We start from the raw sequence: 18143 nt of genomic DNA on the forward strand, positions 1-18143 counted from the left end.
AAATCACTGAAAGGTGAAATCCCCAATCGGACCAGAGCGATCTGGGCCAGGCAGTCGCTATGTATGCGGTTTGCCGGTCCCGGCTTTTTCCGATGGGTTCATCTGTTGTGCGGCTAACGATCGGTGTCCCCGGTCGCATGCGTTCGGACCGGCAGGCCGCCGGTGCCACAACAAGGAGTTCAGGGCGTAATGGCAACGATCACCCCGCAGAAGAAGTCCACCTCGGCACGCCACGGTTTCAAGACCGGCGAGTACATCGTCTATCCGGCACACGGCGTCGGCCAGATCGTCTCGATCGACGAGCAGGAAGTTGCGGGCCACAAGCTGGAACTGTTCGTCATCGACTTCCAGAAGGACAAGATGCGCCTGAAGGTTCCGGTCGCCAAGGCGACCTCCATCGGCATGCGCAAGCTGTCGGAAGAGGATTATGTCGAGCGCGCGCTGAAGGTCGTGCAGGGCCGCGCCCGCGTCAAGCGCACCATGTGGTCGCGCCGTGCGCAGGAATATGATGCCAAGATCAATTCGGGCGACCTGATCTCGATCTCGGAAGTCGTGCGCGACCTCTACCGTGCCGACAACCAGCCGGAACAGTCCTATTCCGAGCGTCAGCTCTATGAGGCGGCACTCGACCGCATGGCGCGCGAGATCGCGGCAGTCAACCGCATGTCGGAAACCGAAGCCGTGCGCCTGATCGAGGTCAACCTCAACAAGGGCCCGAAGCGCGGCGCCAAGGCCGACAATGAGGAAGCCGAGCAGGAAGAAGCTGCCTGATCGCTTTCACCGTCGAAATCATGAAAAACCCGGCCTTGTGCCGGGTTTTTGTTTTTACCCCCTTGTGGGGTTCCAAGGACGGGCGGGACCCGTGGCTCGCCCAGGCAGGGTCGCTGCGAAGCAGCGAGGATGGGGACGACCCCAGACCGCACCCGGACCTTCCGTCCGACCTCCCCACAAGGGGGAGGTAGAAGGCTCAGCCGCCGGCTTCCTTCTCCGCCTCCTGCTTCAGCGTCGCAATAAAACGCTTCGTCCGTTCACGCTCCGGATTGCTGAACACCACGGTGGACGGCCCCTTCTCGACGACGACGCCAGCATCGAGGAACACCACCTCCTGCGCGATCTTGGAGGCAAGGCGAAGGTCGTGCGTGGCCATCACCATGGTGGTGCCTTCGCTGGCGAGTTTTCCGAGCACGTCGACCACTTCCTGCGCCAGTTCCGGATCGAGCGCCGAGGTCGGCTCGTCGCAAAGCAGCACTTTCGGCGACGGCGCCAAGGCGCGGGCGATCGCCACACGCTGCTGCTGGCCGCCCGACAGCGTTGCCGGCCAATCGTCCGCCTTGTGCGCCATGCCGACCTTCTCGAGCAGCGCCAGTGCCCGCTCGCGCGCCTTTGCCGTCGGCCATTTCAGCACCGTCACCAGGCCTTCCATGACGTTCTCGATCGCGGTGCGATGCGGGACAGCTGGAAATTCTGGAACACCATGCCGGTCTGCAGCCGCAGGCGCTGGATGTCGCGGCTGGGGATCTTGATGCCGGGACGGAATTCCAGCGTCTCGTCGCCGATGCGCACCATGCCCGAGGTCGGGATCTCCAACAGGTTGATGCAGCGCAGCAGTGTGCTCTTGCCGCCGCCGGACGGGCCGACGAGCGCGGTGACGCTGCCTTCGGCAATGGTGACCGTCACGCCCTTCAGCACCAGATTGTCGCCGAAGCGCTTTTCGATGTCGGTGAGGCCGATCATGAGCGCGCCTCCAGGAAGCCGCCATAGCGGTTGAGCCGCTCCTCCAGCCGCGTCTGCAAGGCCGAAAGCACCGAGCTCATCGCCAGATAAAGGATCGCCGCCTCGACATAGAGGATCAGCGGCTCATAGGTGGTGGCGACGATGCGCTGCGCCGCTTGGAACATCTCCGGCACGGTGATGGCGGCGGCGAGCGACGTATCCTTGACCAGCGAGATGAAGGTGTTGGACAGCGGCGGCACGGCGACGCGGCCGGCTTGCGGCAGGATGGTGCGCCGCATCGCCTGGCTCCAGGTCATGCCGATCGAATAGGCCGCCTCCCACTGGCCCTTCGGCACCGAGCCGATCACGGCGCGGATAATTTCCGAACTGTAGGCGCCTATGTTGAGGGTGAAGCCAATCAGCGCCGCCGGAAAAGCGTCCAGCAATATGCCGACCGAAGGCAGGCCGTAAAAGATCAGGAACAGCTGCACCAGAAGCGGCGTGCCGCGAAAGATCCAGACATAGAAGCGGGCCACGGCAACCAGAGGCTTGGGACCGAACAGCCGCACCAGGGCGACAACCAGGCCGACGAACAGGCCGAGTGCGAACGATAGCAATGTCAGCGGTACGGTGAAGATCAACGCCGCCCACAGCAGTGTCGGCAACGAGTCCAGCATCAGGTGTAGCCAGTGCGGCACGAACGGCTCCTCCTTCACAGACCGCCGCGGTGACGGCAGTGCGATTGTGTGCTTCTCATATCATGCGAAAAACGGCGAGCCGTCAAAGACGGCCCGCCGCTATTGGTCATTGCCGGCAAACCGCCGGGAGATGGTCTTTACTGCGAGACATCCTGGCCGAAATAGGTATCGGCGATCCTCTTGTAGGTGCCGTCGGCCTTGATGTCGGCCAGCGCCTTGTTGATCGCCGCGACCAGCTCCGGATCACCCTTGCGCACGATGACGCCGGAATAGTCGGCGTTCTCTTCCTGCGCGGCGATCTTCACATTGGCGTCCGGCTTGTGCTTCTTGAAGTCGAGGAAAGACAGGCTGTCATTGATGGTGGCGTCGGCGCGGCCGGTGAGCAGCAGCTGGATCGACTGGTCGAAGCCGTCGGTGCCGACGAGTTCGGCGCCGTTGGTCTCGGCGAGCTTGCCAAAATTCGATGTCAACGACTGTGCCGACTTCTTACCCTTGAGGTCGGCGAAGGTCTTGATGTCGGTGTTGTCGCCGCGCACGATCAGCACGGCCTTGGAGGCGATGTAAGGATCGGAGAAATCGTACTTGGCCTTGCGCGCGTCGGTAATGCCGACCTCGTTGATCACGGCGTCGTAGCGGTTGGCGTCGAGGCCGGCGATCAGCCCGTCCCATTTGCCTTCGAGGAACTCGACCTTGACGCCGAGCTTGTCGCCGATCGCCTTGGCGATCTCGACGTCGAAGCCGACCAGCGCGCCGGAAACATCATGATAGGTGAAGGGCGCATAGGTGCCTTCGGTGCCGACTTTGAGGGTGCCGGCCTGCTTGATCTGGTCAAGATTGGCGCCGGCATGGCCTGATGTAACAGCCAGAACCTGAAGCGTTCCGGCGACGATGAGCGAATTGAGCCATTTCATTTCTATGTGATCCCGTCCTTGGCCGGTGTCCGGCGCTTGTGAGAGCCGGAAACTGACAGATACAGCGCAGCAAAATAAGGAACCAGATTTCAAAAAAACGGCGATCCAGAAATCAGATTCTCAAAGCAGCTCGGATCGGTGCCAATAGTCCCGATCTGCGGTGTCGATGCGCCCTGTCGGACCGCACAAAACAACCGCCATCGGCGGCGGAACCAATCCCCGGTGTGGCACGTTCATGGCTTGTTGTAGGGCGCCGCGTTTCCATTTCAAGAACCCTTGGCTGCGCTAGGCCCGAAGCAATTCCAGGAAAGTGGGAAAGCGGTTTCCTTCGGAATTGCGTCAAACAGAGATAACGGCCGCCAGGCCGTCCGAAAATGTCCGGGAGCAGGAGCGCGGCATGATCGAAGACACGGCAGGACGGACCATGGTCCGCACGGCAATGAAAGCCCCTTACCTCGAGCGCGATGAGGAACATGTTCTCGCCTTGCGCTGGAAGGAAGACCAGGATCAGCAGGCGCTGCATCAGATTACCGTCGCCCATATGCGGCTGGTCATCTCCATGGCTTCGAAATTCCGACATTACGGCCTGCCGCTCGGCGATCTGGTCCAGGAGGGCCATGTCGGGCTGCTGGAAGCAGCCGCGCGTTTCGAGCCGGAGCGCGAGGTGCGCTTCTCGACCTATGCGACATGGTGGATCCGCGCTTCGATGCAGGACTACATCCTGCGCAACTGGTCGATCGTTCGCGGCGGCACCTCTTCGGCGCAAAAGGCGCTGTTCTTCAACCTGCGGCGCCTGCGCGCCCGTCTTGCCAATGGCGCCGAGCCGATCTCCAACGCCACGCTCTACCGCGAAGTCTCGGTAGCCCTCGGCGTCTCCGAGGCCGATGTCGAGAAGATGGATTCCAGGCTTTCAGCACCTGACTCTTCGCTCAACGCACCGCTCGCCGATGAGGCCGGTACCACCGAGCGGATGGACTTCCTGATTTCGGACGATCCATTGCCTGACGAGGTCGCCGGCGACACCATCGACGTCGAACGGCGCCTGATGTGGCTGAAGACGGCGCTCCGCGCGCTCAATGCCCGCGAACTCAGGATCATCGAGGAGCGTCGGCTGACAGACGAAGGTGCGACGCTTGAGGCGCTCGGCGAGACGCTCGGCATTTCCAAGGAGCGTGTCCGCCAGATCGAGGCCCGCGCCATGGAAAAGCTCAAGCTCGCGCTGGTCAAGCAGAACCCCGAATTCATGGCAGCGTGAGATTGCCAGGAACAGGGGTACCGCCCCGAGTTATCTCAGAAAAGTTATCTCAGAAAAAAGCACTACGAAGGCTGGGGTTTCTGACGAAGACCGGCGCTATCTGTCCGCGACGATCTTGACCTTGTCGCCGGCCGAAACCGAGGCGCCCGGCGACATCGCGTTGAGTACTCGGAACAGATCGAGCTTGCGGTCGACACCGACCATCTGCGCCGAAAGTGTGCCCATCGTCTGCCCGGCCTGTACCGTGACGACGCGGATATGCAGCGGCTTCAGTGCCGCTTTCTCGGCGGGGCTGAGCACGCGGAACGAACCGCTGACCGAGCGTGCCACCGGATCGAGTGTCGTGCTGGCCGAGGGGGCAGCCGTCAGCAGGCGATAGACCTGGCCGCCGGCGCGGATCACTGCAATGTCGAACTGCCAGCCATCGGCGCCGGCGTGCGCTGTCGCCGCCTCGTTGCCGTCGATCGTCTCCTGGCGCACACTGGTCTCGTCGAGACCGGCCACCCAGCCGCTTCTGATATAGTCGGTCAGCGCACGATCCTTGTCGATCGACACACCGTCGAAGCGGATCGCCATGTCGCCGGGGCCGGTCGCCGTCACCGCCGCTGCCGAATTGTCGATGATGAAGCCGTCGGGCACCGTGAACGATACGCCGAGGCCCGGATGCAGGAAGGTCTGGCCGCGCACATAGCCCTCTTCCGGCGTGTCGCCATAGAGCAGGCCGTCTATCCCGGCCAGGAAGGAATCGCGGTCGCGGGTGCCGATGCCCGGCGCGCCGAACTGGCGGGCGTGGCGCTGCGCCAGATCAATTCGCTGCGGCGTGTTGGGGTGCGTGGCCAGGAAGTCGAGGCTGGCGTCGGTGGCGCCGCTGATCGAGCGGAAATCGGTATAGGCCGACATCGACTGCAGGAAACGCCCGGCGGCATAGGGATCGTAACCGGCCTCGCCGATCGACTTGATGCCGATGGCGTCTGCCTCCAGCTCCTGGTTGCGCGAGAACTGCGCCAGCCTCAGCTTGCCGCGGATCAATGCCTGCTTGGCGGTCGGGCTGTCGCCCAGCACATCGGAGACCACCTTGGTCGCCAGGCCTTCCTCGGCCTCGAGCTGCTGGCGCTGCAAGCCGTGATTGGCGGTGACGTGGCCCATCTCATGCGCGATGACGGCGGCGAGTTCAGCCGAATCATTGGCCAGCGCCAGCAGGCCGCGGGTGACGTAGAGATAGCCGCCCGGCAGCGCGAAAGCGTTGACGTTGGGCGAATTGAGGATGGTGATGCGATAGGTCTGGGTCGGATTGGCCGACACCACGGTCAGGCTGCCGACAACCTTGGCCACCATGCGCTCGAGCTTGGGATCGGAATATTCGCCGCCATAGGTGGCAAGGATGCGCGGATGTTGCGCCTTCGCCAGTTCGGCAAGCTTGCTGTTGGCGGCGACATTGTCGACCGTGATCGGCTTGTCGGAAGGCTGGAAGCCGGATTCCTGCACTTCGGGAGGCGTGAACATCTGGCAGCTGGCCAGCGCCACGGCAAGGCCGGCCAGCGCGAGGAAGCGCACCAGCGGTCTGCGTTTCAAAGTGTCAGTGCCGGTCGGCAGCACGGCGTTCCTTCAGCTCTCGGCGCATGATTTGGACCGGGGTCCGCGCCAGCGAAAAATCGGTTTCGTTGGCAATCCTGCACACATCAAAAAACCTACAGCGTTTACGCATCCGGCCGGGTGCGGCGCTGTAGGGGCAAATCACGGCTCGTTCCGGACCAGTACTAAGCGGACCTAGCCACATCGACTGGACCATGGCAAGCAAGCGTCACATCACCTGTAGCCGGTTTGGTCGTAAATTATGTCCGCTTCCGGGCAATATCGCGTGATCCGCCCGAACTTGCGCCGATATAGCGCCGAAACGCTTCAGGGCCAGTGCCGTGGAAAAAATCGCCGGCAGGTCCCGTCGCGGCAACCCTGCCATTGTCCAGAAAAACCATCTGCTCGCCGATACGGCGAGCGTCTTCCGGCTGATGCGTGACGAACAGCACCGTCATCGCCCGCTCGGCATGAACGCCGGCCACCAGGTCGAGCATGTCGTCGCGCAGTGCTGGCCCGAGCGAAGCGAACGGCTCGTCGAGCAGCAGCACCGGCCGGTCGCGCACCAGAACGCGGGCGAGCGCCACGCGCTGCCTTTCGCCGCCGGAGAGTTCGCGCGGCAGGCGCATTTCCTTGCCGGCCAGGCCGACGCGGTCAAGCGCCTCGGCGATTGCGGCGCGATCGGCGTCGGTCAGGTTGAGCGATGGCGAGCGGCCGAGCCCGACATTCTTCTCCACCGAGAGATGAGCAAACAGATTGTTTTCCTGGAATACCATCGACACCGGCCGCGCCGAAGGCGGCTTGGCGCCGACATCGGCGGCGCCGATCAGCACACGACCGGACTCCGGCGTCTCGAAACCAGCCACCAGATTGAGCAAGGTCGATTTGCCCGAACCACTTGCCCCCATGATGGCGGTGATCTTAGATGTATGGAATTCGACATCGAACAGGAATGACGTTTCGCCATAGCTGAACGAGACCTTGTCCAGCCGGACAGTCGTGCCTTTCTCCACAGCGGACGTCACGATCTCTCTCCCCGTCCCAGCCAGTCTGCCGCGACCACCAATGCAAGGCAGACCGCCCCGAGCAGCAAAGCCAGCCCGGCAGCATCGGCCGTGCGATAGCTGCCCATGCGCGCCAGCAGGAGATAGGGCAAGGTCTGCACCGAATCGCTGCCGAACAGCGCGATGACGCCGAGATCGCCGAGCGACAGCGCCATGGCGAAGGCAAAGCCGGTGGCCAGCGGCCGCCGGAGCGATGGCCAGTCGACCAGAAGCAGCCGGTTCCAGCCCGCAATGCCGAGCTGCGCGCACAGCTTTTCGTGGCGCTCGCTCGCCGCATCATAGGCCGGGCGCATCGCGCGGATGGCAAAGGGCATCGCCATCACCGCATTGACGGTGACGACCATGACCGGCGCGATGGCAAAGACATCGCTGACCGTGCGCAGCAGGAGAAACCAGCCGGCGCCGATGACAATGGGCGGCACGACGAGGACGAAGCCGGCGCCGGTGTCGGTGGCATGTTCGAGCAATGAACGGGCACTGGACCGGCGGCGCAGCGACAGTGCCCGCCGAGCCATGATCAGCGACAGCGACAGCGCCACCGAAAGTAGCGCCGCCGAGAGGGCGAGACCGGCGCTGGTCAGGGTCGCCTGACGCACGGCACTCTCGCCCGCCAGCCGGCCGAGATCGGCGCCGAGGCCGGACGCGACGGTGGCCGCCATTGGTCCGGCGACGAACAGCAAGGCGAGCACGATCAGGACGGCGTTGAACGCTGTTTCTGCTTTGCCGGCCAAGTGATAGCGGCGCGGCGCGACAGGCAAATTGGCGTCGCCGGTCACATTGGCGCCGAGCCGCGTCAGCGCCAGCATGACGGCAAAAGTCAGCGCGATCTGCAGCACCGTCAGCGTCACCGCTCGCGCCGGATCGAAGTCGAAACGCAGTGCCTGATAGATGGCGACTTCCAGCGTCGTCGCTGCCGGCCCGCCGCCGAGGATCAGGACGATGGTGAAGGAGGTGATGCAAAGCATGAAGACAAGCCCGGCGACGCCCGGCAGCGCGGCGCGCATCACCGGCCACTCGATCAGCCGGAAGGCTGGCCTCGCTCCCATGCCGAGCTGGCTCGCCAGCCGCCATTGATCGGCCGGCACCGTGCCCAGCGCTTCGAGGAACAGCCGGGTGGCCAGCGGCAGGTTGAAGAAGACGTGGGCAACGAGGATGCCCGGCAGCCCATAGATGTCGGGCCAGCTCTGGCCACCGATCGCGGCGAAATAACCGGCGCGGCCATAGAGCGCCAGTATGCCCAGCGCTCCGACAATTGCCGGCAAGGCAAGGGGCACAGTGAACAGCTGCAGGATGAAGCCGCGTCCGAAGAAGCGCGGATGCCGCGACAGCGCGCGGGCGACGAAGAGCGCCGGTACGGCGGAAAGCAGGGTCGAGAGCGCAGCCTGCCAGAGCGTGAAGCGGACAACGCGCAGGAGATAGAGGTCAAAGGCGGACGCGGCGCCGGAAAGGTCGTGCGCGCCTTCCCGGATAAGGCCGGCGAAGGCGCCACCGATCAGCAGCGCGATTGCCGCAAGCGCGACAATGCCGGCCGTGATGCGGGGGTCAGAGCGTTGCACTCTTTACCGGGCGTCGCGTTCCTTCGCGCCCCCCTCTGTCCTGCCGGACATCTCCCCCACGAGGGGGGAGATTGGCGGTTTTAGCGCTCCGCTCATTCCTGCAGCTTCGGAGATTGGCGAAAGTCAACGTAAAGGCCAATCTCCCCCCTCGTGGGGGAGATGTCCGGCAGGACAGAGGGGGGCGCCGTAGAGCACTCATCTTTTGACTATACAGCCAAATCTACTTGCTCATCACCGCCAGCCATTCATCCACCCAGGCCTTGCGATTTGCCGCGACCTCTTCCGGGCTGAACAGCAAGGTCTTCGCCGGCTTGACCAGCCTATCAAAAGCCGGATTGAGCGGCTTGTCGGTTTTCCCGGCCGGGAACATCCAGTTGGTCTCCGGAATGACATCCTGGAATTTCGGCCCGGTCATGAAGGCCAGGAACTTCGCCGCCAGCGGATTCTTCGCGCCCGTGGTGGTGATGCCGGCGACCTCGATTTGCAGATACTCGCCTTCCTCGAACGAGGCCGCCTGGTAGCGCCCGGTGTTCTCGGCCACCATGTGGTAGGCCGGCGACGTCGTATAGGAAAGCACCATCGGCGCCTCGCCCTTGGTGAACAGGCCGTAGGCCTCGCTCCAGCCCGGCGTCACCGTCAGCACTTTGCCCTTGAGTTTCGCCCAGGCTTCCGGCGCCTTGTCGCCATAGACCGACTTGACCCACAGCAGCAGGCCGAGGCCCGGCGTCGACGTCCTCGGATCCTGGATGACGATCTTGTCGGCGGCATCGCCCTCGACCAGTTCCTTCAGGCTCTTCGGTGGGCTCTTCAGCTTTTCGGTGTCGTAGACGACGGCGAAATAACCATAATCATAGGGCACGAAAGTGTCGTCGCTCCAGCCGCCCGGCACGTTGTTTTCAGCCACCGCGCCATGTGGGACAAACAGGCCGGAAGCCTTGGCTTCCGCGGTGAGGTTGGTGTCGAGACCAAGCACGATATCGGCCTTGGTCGAGGCACCTTCGAGCTTGACGCGGTTGAGCAGCGCGACGCCGTCGGCCACCGAGACGAAGTCGACGCTGCAGCCGCACTCGGCCTCGAATTCCTTCTTCACCTGGGGCCCCGGACCCCAGTCGGCAGTGAAACTCTCATAGGTATAGATCGTGAGTTTTTCCTGCGCGGACGCAGAGCTTGCCAGCAGCGAAACAGCAAGCCCCAGCGCTGGGACAAGACGGGACAAAAACATGCGCATCGGCGCCTCCTTCATTCGTGTTGAAAGGAATTGAGGCGTCGGGCTGTCCGAAGCGTCTAATCCCTCCGCCGGTACAAACCGGATCAGGTTCAGCGGGTTGGCGAGACTGCCTCTCAGCCGGTCCGCGAAGATCGCGTCCGGCACCCCGTTAGAGCGTTTCGACACATAGGCCCGGCCAAGGTGCCACGCAAGTGGAAGTTTGCCCGAGCATGATCCCGGAAAGTGGAATCCGTTTCCGGAAAAAGATCATGCTCCAACAAAGAGTGATGGTGCCGCTCGGCCTTCCGTTTCGTCGGCGGGGCTGGTAAGGGCCAGCGGATATGAGCACATTCACCATCCTGCTTGGCGGCGATCTCGTCCGCACGCCGCGGCTCGACCGCCAGGTCGCGGGCACGCGCGTCATCGCCGCCGACGCCGGCATCGATCATGCCCGCCTGCTCGGCGTGATGCCGGAGCTGTGGGTCGGCGATTTCGATTCCGTGCCGGCGGACCTGCCTGCCGATCTCGCCGCCGTGCCGCGGGAGGTGTTTCCTCCCGAAAAGGACAAGACCGATGGCGAACTGGCGATCGCGGCGGCATTGGAACGCGGCGCCACCAGCCTGGTGCTGGCCGGCGCTTTCGGCGGCAAGCGCGCCGACCACGCCTTCCTCCATCTGGCGCTCAGCCTGCGGCTGGCCGAGGCCGGGACAAAAGTGCTGTTGACCAGCGGAGCGCAGGAAGGCGCCCCTCTGCTGCCTGGCAAGGCCGGCTTCGACTATGCCGACGGAACGCTGTTTTCGGTGCTCGGCTTTTCCGATCTTTCGGGCCTCACCGTGTCCGGCGCGAAGTGGCCGCTCGACCATGTCGAGGTCGTGTTCGGCTCGTCGCTGACCATCTCGAACGAGGTCAAGTCCAACACGACCGGGGGAGGCCTCGAAATCGCGCTCGGCCATGGCCGCGCGCTGCTGCTCGCCCACCCCTACCCCTTGCCTGAAAGCTGACATGGCCCCGCCCCTTCTCAACCTCGACGGCATAAGACTGACCTTTGGCGGCACGCCGCTGCTCGATGGCGCCGAACTGACGGCGTCCGCCGGTGACAAGATCGCGCTCGTCGGCCGCAACGGCTCCGGCAAGTCGACGCTCCTGAAGATTGCTGCTGGTCTGATCGAGCCGCAAGACGGCGAGGTCTTCCGCCAGCCTTCGGCAACGGTGCGCTATCTCCCGCAAATGCCCGACATGGACGGCTTTGCCAATGTGCGCGCCTATGTCGAGGCCGGGCTTGGGCCTGCCGACGATCCCTACCGCGCCACATATCTGATGGAGCATCTCGGCCTCGCCGGCACGGAGAACCCCAACGATCTCTCCGGCGGCGAGGCGCGCCGCGCAGCACTTGCCCGCGTCATGGCGCCCGAACCCGATATTCTGCTGCTTGATGAGCCGACGAACCATCTCGATTTGTCGGTCATCGAATGGCTGGAAGAAGAGCTTGTCCGGACGTCTTCGGCGCTGATCGTCATCTCGCACGACCGTCGCTTCCTCGAACGCGTCTCGCGCGCCACCGTCTGGCTCGACCGTGGCCAGACCCGCCGCCTCGACAAGGGCTTTGGCCATTTCGAGGAATGGCGCGACCTTGTGCTGGAAGAGGAAGAGCGCGAACAGCACAAGCTCGGCCGCCAGATCGTGCGCGAGGAGCATTGGCTGCGCTATGGCGTGACGGCTCGCCGCAAACGCAACATGCGCCGCCTGGGCGAACTGCAGACCATGCGCCAGCGTTTTCGCGGCCATCGCGGCACCGAGGGCTCGGCGACCATGGTGGCCAGCGACGCCGCCGTATCCGGCAAGCTGGTGATCGAGGCCAAGAACATCGAGAAGAGTTTTGGCGACCTGACCGTGGTCAAGGGCTTCTCGACCCGCATTCAGCGCGGCGATCGCGTCGGCCTTGTCGGGCCGAACGGCGCCGGCAAGACGACGCTGTTGAAGATGCTTACCGGCGAGATGAAGCCCGACGCCGGCTCGGTGCGGCTCGGCACCAATCTGGAAATCGCCACGCTCGACCAGAAGCGCGAGGCGGTCGATCCGGCCGAGACCCTGGCGCAGTATCTCACGGACGGGCGCGGCGAAAACCTCGTCATCAATGGCGAGCAGCGCCATGTCGTGTCCTACATGAAGGATTTCCTGTTCAAGCCGGAACAGGCGCGCACCCCGGTGCGCGAGCTGTCCGGCGGCGAACGGGCGCGGCTGCTCCTGGCGCGTGTTCTGGCGCGGCCGGCCAACCTTCTGGTGCTCGACGAGCCGACCAACGATCTCGACATGGAGACGCTGGAACTGTTGCAGGAACTTGTCGCCGGCTTTGCCGGCACGGTCATCCTGGTCAGCCACGACCGCGACTTCCTCGACCGCACCGTCACCAGCATCATCGCCCCGGACGGAGGCGGCCGCTGGATCGAATATGCCGGTGGCTATTCCGACATGCTGGCGCAGCGCGGCGGCACCCGGCTCGACGACCGCAAGGCGCGCGCCAAGGCCGAAGCCAGCGATGCGCCGGCGCCGGGCAAGAGCGAGCCGGCAGCGCCAAAAGGGCCGTCTAAGAAACTGTCGTTCAAGCAGAAATTCGCTCTGGAATCCTTGCCCAAGAAGATCGAGGCGATAATGGCCTCGATCTCGCGGTTGGAAAACAACATTGCCGATCCCGCCTATTACGAGCGCGACCCGGCCTCGTTCCAAAAGACCATCGCCGCCCTCGACAAAGAACGCGCCACGCTGGCCGCACTCGAGGAAGAGTGGCTGGAGCTGGAAATGCTGCGTGAGGAGATGGAGGGGTAGCATTGCCTGCGGTCTTTTATGCGCGTATATTGTGCGCATGAAAGGAGGCATCTCCGTGCTTCAATCGACGCCAAAAACTCAGCGGACCTCTGTCAACACGTCCATTGACTCTCAGTTGATCAAGGACGCCAAAGCGTTGGGCATCAACATTTCCCGCGCTGCCGAAGCAGGGATCGCGAAAGCGATTGCGGCGGAGAAAACGCGTCGATGGCAAGAAGAAAACAGGGAAGCCATCGAAAGCTCCAACGAATATGTCCGAAAGAACGGACTGCCATTGGCTAAACACCGGCCGTTCTGATGGCGCGTTACGATTTCTATCGGCGTACCGAGAGCGACGGTTATCTTCTCGACGTGCAGTCAGATATGCTTGAAGGGCTGAGCACGAGGGTGGTCGTTCCTTTGATGCCGCCCGAGATTGCCCCGCTTCCTGGCCGCCGCCTGAACCCGACCTTCGCTATAAACGGCAAAGATCTTGTGATGGTCACACAGTTTGTGTCGGCCTTCAGCGCGTCCGAATTGCGGATGCCAGAGGGAAACCTTTCTAGACATCACGACGACATCGTCGCCGCGCTCGACATGCTGTTCCAGGGCTTCTGAGCGAAGGCAGCCGCTACTGCCGCCCGTCAACCTGCCGTCTTGGCCTGCCAGGCCTTCAGCGCCTCGTCGAACACCTTCTCGCCCGGAATGCCCTTTTCCATGGTCAGCAGCGCCCGGCGTCCGGTCTTGTAGACCACCGGCACGTCGATCCAGTCCTGGCCTCGAAGCAAGGTCATGTTGGCGTCCTCGTCGGCCTTGGTGTCGTTGAGCGCCACCAGGAAGAAGCCGTCGGCGATCTTGGCCGGAATCCCGATCAGCGGGCTGCCGGCATCCTGTTCCGAACTCTTCATGGCGACGCGCAGGATGTTGTCGACGCCACCGCCGTCAAAGCCCTCGGGCGTCAGGAAGATCATCTCGATGATGTGGCTGGCCGGCAGCGTCTGGTCGGTATTGCGGCGGATGGTCATGCGCAGCTGGATGTCCTTGCCGGGAATGGTCGCCTCGGCGCGGATCGCCGGCTCGGGAGGCAGGTCGCCGCCGGGCGATTCCTGCACCAGCGACCAGACGATGCTGCCGGGTTCGGCCGATCCTTGCGCGGTCGAGGTGCGTTCCTCGTAGAAGATCGCCTTCTGGCCGACCGCAACGGTGGGCTCGGAAGCGGCGGCCGCCGGCGCAGCGGGCGGCGTGCCGGTCGCGGGCGGCGTGGCGGCGGCATCAGCCGGTGCTGCCCCATTGGCCGGCGGAGCGGCGCCATCGGCGGGCGGCGTTGCCGGTGGCGTGGCGGGCGCCGGCGTGGCGGGCGCGCCCGTGGAAGCGGCGTCGCCGGCCGGCGGGGTCGCAGGCGCTGGCGCCGCCGCAGGCGCTGGAGCCGGGGGTGGCGGTGTGGTCAGCGCGGCGACGGACTCGCCCTCGCCGATGCCGCTTTGACCGGCCGCGGGACCGGGATCAGTCTCACCGCCTTCGGGCGACAGGCGCTGGGTGAACTTCGTTCCCTCGCCGGCAGCAGCCGGTGCGGGTGCATCGGCCGCGGGCCTGGCCGGCGCCGGCTTTACCAGCGGTTCGGTCGAGACCGTCTTGGTGTCGCCGCCGAGGCCCAGCATCGAGCCAAAGGCATCCTTGTTCAGCCAGATGCTATAGCCGCCGCCGGCGACCACCAGAAGCGCGACGACAGCCGCGATCAACCCGCCATAGCTGCGCCTGCGCTCGGCCGGGCGCAGGCGCTGGAACGTGTCCGCGACCGGCTGCTCGTCATTGGCGAACACATCGGCGCTGTCGTCGTCGGCGTCCAGCTCCACGGCTTGCTTGTTGATGGTTTCTGCACGCGCCGCAGGCGGCGGTGTCGGCGCCGGCCTCTGCCAGCTCGGCTCTGTCCTGGCGGTCGGCGCCGGCTGCACGGGTTTCGCCGGCTGCCAGGCCGGCGCAGGCGTGGCGGAAGGCTTTACATGACTGGACTGGTTCTTGTTGCGGTCGATGGAGGAGAAGATGTGCTCCAGCTCCGCCAGTGGGTCGGATGCGGGCAGTGCCCTGGCATAGTCGCGCTCGACGCTCGAGATGGCATCTTCCAGGGATCGCTTCTGCGTGCTTATGGCTTCGGCGGCCAGCGGCGGCGAATACTCCGCAAGCTTCTTCGCCAGCATGGTACGAACGCTGTCATAGATCCGCGTACGCTTTTCGGGCGTTTCGTCGCCGTGCTTGTCGAGCGCCTTTTTCAGAATAGCAACGAAATCTGCCATGCTTCAGTCGACCTGTATTTTGTTTCCGCGCCGGCCCCCGCAAATCGGCCGCGATGCCCGGAAAGGCTTCAGAAAACTAGTCTTGAAACGGATCGGTCACAAGTATCGTGTCGTCCCGTTCCGGGCTGGTGGAAAGGAGCGCGACGGGTGCGCCGATCAGCTCCTCGATGTAACGGACATATTTGACGGCCTGCGCCGGAAGGTCATTCCAGCTGCGCGCGCCGGCTGTGGTGCCTTTCCAGCCTTCGAGCGTCTCGTAGACCGGCTCGACACGCGCCTGCGCGCCCTGGCTGGCCGGCAGATAGTCGATCGTTTCGCCGTCGAGACGGTAGCCGGTGCAGACCTTGATCTCATCCAGCCCGTCGAGCACGTCGAGTTTGGTCAACGCGATGCCCTTGATACCGTTGACGGCGACGGCCTGGCGCACCAGCACGGCGTCGAACCAGCCGCAACGGCGTTTGCGCCCGGTGACGACGCCGAATTCGTGGCCACGCGTACCGAGAAATTCGCCGATCTCGTTCTTCTGCTCGGTCGGGAACGGGCCTTCGCCGACACGCGTCGTATAGGCCTTGGTGATGCCCAGGACATAGCCGATGGCGCCGGGGCCCACCCCCGAGCCGGCGGCTGCCTGGCCGGCAACGGTGTTGGACGAGGTGACGAACGGATAGGTGCCGTGGTCGATGTCGAGCAGCGTGCCTTGCGCGCCCTCGAACAGGATGCGTTCGCCGGCGCGGCGCTTGTCGTCGAGGATTTTCCAGACGCGGTCCATATAGGGCAGGATCTCATCGGCGACCGAGGTCAGCTCGGTCATGATCGCCTCATGCGTGACTTCGCCATGGCCAAGCCCGCGACGCAGCGCATTGTGATGCGTCAGCAGCCTGTCGACCTTGAGAGGCAGCGTTTCCAAATCCGCCAGATCCATCACCCGAACCGCGCGCCGGCCCACCTTGTCTTCATAGGCTGGGCCGATGCCACGACGCGTCGTGCCAATTTTCGTCCCGGAATTGGAGGCGGCGTCCTCGCGGAATCCGTCCAGCTCCCGGTGCAGCGACAGGATAAGCGCCGTGTTTTCGGCTATTTTCAGGCGGTCCGGCGTGACCTCGACGCCTTGCGCCTTGAGTTTTGCCACTTCCGCGACAAAGGCGTGCGGGTCGAAGACGACGCCATTGCCGATGATCGACAGCTTGCCTTGCCGCACCACGCCCGACGGCAGCAGCGACAGTTTGTAGACCTTGCCGTCGACGACCAGCGTATGGCCGGCATTGTGGCCGCCCTGGAAGCGCACGACCACGTCGGCGCGCTCCGACAACCAGTCGACGATCTTGCCCTTGCCTTCGTCGCCCCATTGCGAGCCGACGACCACCACATTGGCCATGTTTCTTTTCCCTTGAGATGCCGCCCTGGCGGCCTGGATATGGTTCGAAACGACAGGCCTCTATAGCGTCAAGACCTCGCAAGCGCGACCTTTCTTTGCCGCCGAAAATGCCCTGAGGCACAACAATTTTCGGCTTTGACATCATTTACTTGCGTCGGCGGGGGCAATAGGCCGGCAAACACAACTCCCCAAGCGGCCGGAATCCCGCATGCATCGACGCGCCTACCTGTTCCTGCTGCTGACCACCCTGCTGTGGGGCGGCAATTCCGTCGCCGGCAAGCTGGCGGTCGATCACGTCTCGCCGATGACGCTGGTCTTCCTGCGCTGGGTGCTGGCCGTCGCGATCCTGCTGCCGATCGGCTGGCGCACGATCAGGGAGGACTGGCAGGTGGTGCGCAAACACTGGTTCGTGCTGGCTGCACTTGGCGCCAGCGGCTTCACTCTGTTCAACACCATTTTTTACACCGCGCTCAACTACACGACCGCGATCAATGTCTCGATCGAACAGGCGGCGATGCCGGTCTTGATCATCATTGCCAATTTCTTCTTCTTCCGCCTGCGCGTGAGCTGGGCGCAGATTGCGGGCGTGGTGCTGACCATCTTCGGTGTCATATTGACTGCCTGCCACGGCGATCCGCGCCGACTGCTCACATTGGAACTCAATTTCGGCGACGCCATCATGCTGGTCGCGGTCGTCCTCTACAGCGGTTATTCGGTCGGGCTGCGGCTGAAGCCGGTGATGCGCTGGCAGAGCCTGATGTTGTCCCTGGCGATCGCTGCCCTCATCACCTCGCTGCCGTTCTTCCTGTGGGAGGTCGCCGCCGGCAAGGTTATCGTCCCCGATATCAGCGGCTGGGTGGTCATCGTCTATACCGCGATCGGCGCTTCGGTCATTTCGCAGATCACTTACATCAGGGGCAACGAACTGATCGGCGCCAACCGTGCCGGGCTGTTCATCAATCTGGTGCCGATCTTCGGCACGCTGCTGTCAGTGCTGATCGTCGGCGAGACATTCCAGCTCTACCAGGCGCTGGCGCTCGTCCTGGTGCTGGGCGGCATTTCGCTCGCCGAATACAGCGGGCGCAAGATGGCGGCACCGAACCGCCGCGGATAACATTTGGCTGCTGCCGCGCTGCGCCGCCGTCGCGATAACTGCTGCCGCGCGCCGACCTGGAACATTTTACCTCTGGCGGAGTTTGCTTGCGTGGGAGGCAACAAGATGAGCCATAACCCTCGCAGCACGGCAAGCATTGCCGGTCACCCCATTCATCCAATGCTGATTCCGTTTCCGATCGCCTTCTTTGTCGGCACCTTCGTTTGCGATCTGATTTTCTGGCAAACAGCCGATCCCGGGTGGGTCACCGGATCGCTTTGGCTTCTCGGCGCCGGCCTGATCATGGGCGCCTTGGCCGCTCTTACCGGCCTGACGGACGTTCTCGGCGATGTTCAGATCCGCAATCTCACGACGGCATGGCTCCATGCCGGCGGCAACGTGCTCGTCGTGCTGATCGAGCTTTATAACTGGTACTCGCGTTATGTCGGTGGAGCGGCGGCTGTGATCCCGACCGGCTTTATCTTATCGCTGATCGTGGTTCTGGTCCTGCTGTTTACAGGGTGGAAGGGCTGGGAACTGGTCTATCGGCATCGCGTGGGCGTCTCCGACGGCTCAGACGAATTGACCTGAACCGGCCTCTGCGAT

16 protein-coding genes, 1 pseudogene and 1 riboswitch are annotated in these 18143 nt (G+C 63.8%); of the genes and pseudogenes, 8 read left to right on the forward strand and 9 right to left on the reverse strand.

Annotated features, from left to right (window positions below; genetic code table 11):
- The first annotated feature begins 189 nt into the window (after positions 1 to 189).
- A complete protein-coding gene (locus tag ACYG9Z_RS11645) occupies positions 190 to 771 on the forward strand; it encodes a CarD family transcriptional regulator (RefSeq protein ID WP_023673664.1) in 582 nt (193 codons plus the stop codon).
- 196 nt (positions 772 to 967) lie between these two features.
- Here the strand turns inward: ACYG9Z_RS11645 and ACYG9Z_RS11650 are convergent.
- From ACYG9Z_RS11650 to ACYG9Z_RS11660, 3 genes and pseudogenes are all read right to left on the reverse strand, one after another.
- A pseudogene (locus ACYG9Z_RS11650) lies at positions 968 to 1734 on the reverse strand (amino acid ABC transporter ATP-binding protein).
- Entirely contained in the window at positions 1731 to 2411 is a 681-nt protein-coding gene (locus ACYG9Z_RS11655; protein ID WP_023752863.1) for an amino acid ABC transporter permease, read from the reverse strand. Before ACYG9Z_RS11655 ends, ACYG9Z_RS11650 begins: the two are co-directional and overlap by 4 nt.
- Before the next feature lie 137 nt (positions 2412 to 2548).
- Positions 2549 to 3322 carry an amino acid ABC transporter substrate-binding protein gene (locus tag ACYG9Z_RS11660; RefSeq protein WP_023752862.1) on the reverse strand — a complete coding sequence of 258 codons (774 nt, stop codon included), beginning with the start codon at positions 3320 to 3322 and terminating at the stop codon, positions 2549 to 2551.
- Positions 3323 to 3719: 397 nt separating this feature from the next.
- Here ACYG9Z_RS11660 and ACYG9Z_RS11665 point away from each other — a divergent pair, with 397 nt between their 5' ends.
- Complete coding sequence (locus ACYG9Z_RS11665; protein WP_023693606.1) at positions 3720 to 4577, forward strand: RNA polymerase factor sigma-32; 858 nt, start codon at positions 3720 to 3722, stop codon at positions 4575 to 4577.
- A gap of 96 nt (positions 4578 to 4673) precedes the next feature.
- On the opposite strand, the gene ACYG9Z_RS11670 is transcribed toward ACYG9Z_RS11665, so the two are convergent.
- The 4 genes from ACYG9Z_RS11670 to thiB all read right to left on the reverse strand — a co-directional run bounded on the left by ACYG9Z_RS11670 (position 4674) and on the right by thiB (position 9997).
- Positions 4674 to 6080, reverse strand: a complete 1407-nt coding sequence (locus ACYG9Z_RS11670) for a M48 family metalloprotease (RefSeq protein ID WP_245259967.1) — start codon at positions 6078 to 6080, stop codon at positions 4674 to 4676.
- Positions 6081 to 6409: 329 nt separating this feature from the next.
- Complete coding sequence (gene thiQ / locus ACYG9Z_RS11675) at positions 6410 to 7174, reverse strand: thiamine ABC transporter ATP-binding protein (protein WP_031244226.1); 765 nt, start codon at positions 7172 to 7174, stop codon at positions 6410 to 6412.
- Entirely contained in the window at positions 7171 to 8769 is a 1599-nt protein-coding gene (thiP, locus tag ACYG9Z_RS11680; protein ID WP_023752859.1) for a thiamine/thiamine pyrophosphate ABC transporter permease, read from the reverse strand. The genes thiQ and thiP overlap by 4 nt, the downstream gene beginning before the upstream one ends.
- A gap of 220 nt (positions 8770 to 8989) precedes the next feature.
- Entirely contained in the window at positions 8990 to 9997 is a 1008-nt protein-coding gene (thiB, locus tag ACYG9Z_RS11685) for a thiamine ABC transporter substrate binding subunit (RefSeq protein WP_023752858.1), read from the reverse strand.
- A 43-nt stretch (positions 9998 to 10040) separates the two neighbouring features.
- Positions 10041 to 10155: riboswitch (TPP riboswitch) on the reverse strand.
- Between the two features lie 162 nt (positions 10156 to 10317).
- Between thiB and ACYG9Z_RS11690 the strand changes: the two genes are divergently transcribed.
- The 4 genes from ACYG9Z_RS11690 to ACYG9Z_RS11705 are packed head-to-tail and all read left to right on the forward strand — an operon-like array spanning position 10318 to position 13396.
- The gene (locus ACYG9Z_RS11690; RefSeq protein ID WP_023752857.1) at positions 10318 to 10977 is read left to right on the forward strand and encodes a thiamine diphosphokinase; all 660 of its coding nucleotides are present in this window, start codon (positions 10318 to 10320) and stop codon (positions 10975 to 10977) included.
- Position 10978: 1 nt separating this feature from the next.
- Complete coding sequence (locus tag ACYG9Z_RS11695; RefSeq protein ID WP_023752856.1) at positions 10979 to 12799, forward strand: ABC-F family ATP-binding cassette domain-containing protein; 1821 nt, start codon at positions 10979 to 10981, stop codon at positions 12797 to 12799.
- 55 nt (positions 12800 to 12854) lie between these two features.
- Positions 12855 to 13097 (forward strand): type II toxin-antitoxin system CcdA family antitoxin, encoded by a 243-nt coding sequence (locus ACYG9Z_RS11700; protein WP_023693600.1) that lies wholly within the window; start codon positions 12855 to 12857, stop codon positions 13095 to 13097.
- The gene (locus ACYG9Z_RS11705; RefSeq protein ID WP_023752855.1) at positions 13097 to 13396 is read left to right on the forward strand and encodes a CcdB family protein; all 300 of its coding nucleotides are present in this window, start codon (positions 13097 to 13099) and stop codon (positions 13394 to 13396) included. The genes ACYG9Z_RS11700 and ACYG9Z_RS11705 overlap by 1 nt, the downstream gene beginning before the upstream one ends.
- A gap of 26 nt (positions 13397 to 13422) precedes the next feature.
- Here the strand turns inward: ACYG9Z_RS11705 and ACYG9Z_RS11710 are convergent, their stop codons facing one another.
- Together ACYG9Z_RS11710 and ACYG9Z_RS11715 are read right to left on the reverse strand one after the other, a co-directional pair.
- Complete coding sequence (locus ACYG9Z_RS11710; protein WP_460222816.1) at positions 13423 to 15069, reverse strand: hypothetical protein; 1647 nt, start codon at positions 15067 to 15069, stop codon at positions 13423 to 13425.
- Positions 15070 to 15145: 76 nt separating this feature from the next.
- On the reverse strand, positions 15146 to 16444 hold the full coding sequence (locus tag ACYG9Z_RS11715) for an adenylosuccinate synthase (RefSeq protein WP_023684197.1): 1299 nt from the start codon (positions 16442 to 16444) through the stop codon (positions 15146 to 15148).
- A gap of 208 nt (positions 16445 to 16652) precedes the next feature.
- On the opposite strand from ACYG9Z_RS11715, the gene ACYG9Z_RS11720 reads away from it, so the two are divergent.
- Positions 16653 to 17558, forward strand: a complete 906-nt coding sequence (locus ACYG9Z_RS11720) for a DMT family transporter (protein WP_023684196.1) — start codon at positions 16653 to 16655, stop codon at positions 17556 to 17558.
- Positions 17559 to 17663: 105 nt separating this feature from the next.
- Positions 17664 to 18128: a DUF2231 domain-containing protein gene (locus tag ACYG9Z_RS11725; RefSeq protein ID WP_023684195.1), complete on the forward strand. Its 465-nt coding sequence runs from the start codon at positions 17664 to 17666 to the stop codon at positions 18126 to 18128.
- Positions 18129 to 18143: the final 15 nt, after the last annotated feature.

This window comes from Mesorhizobium sp. RSR380A, from assembly GCF_054719385.1.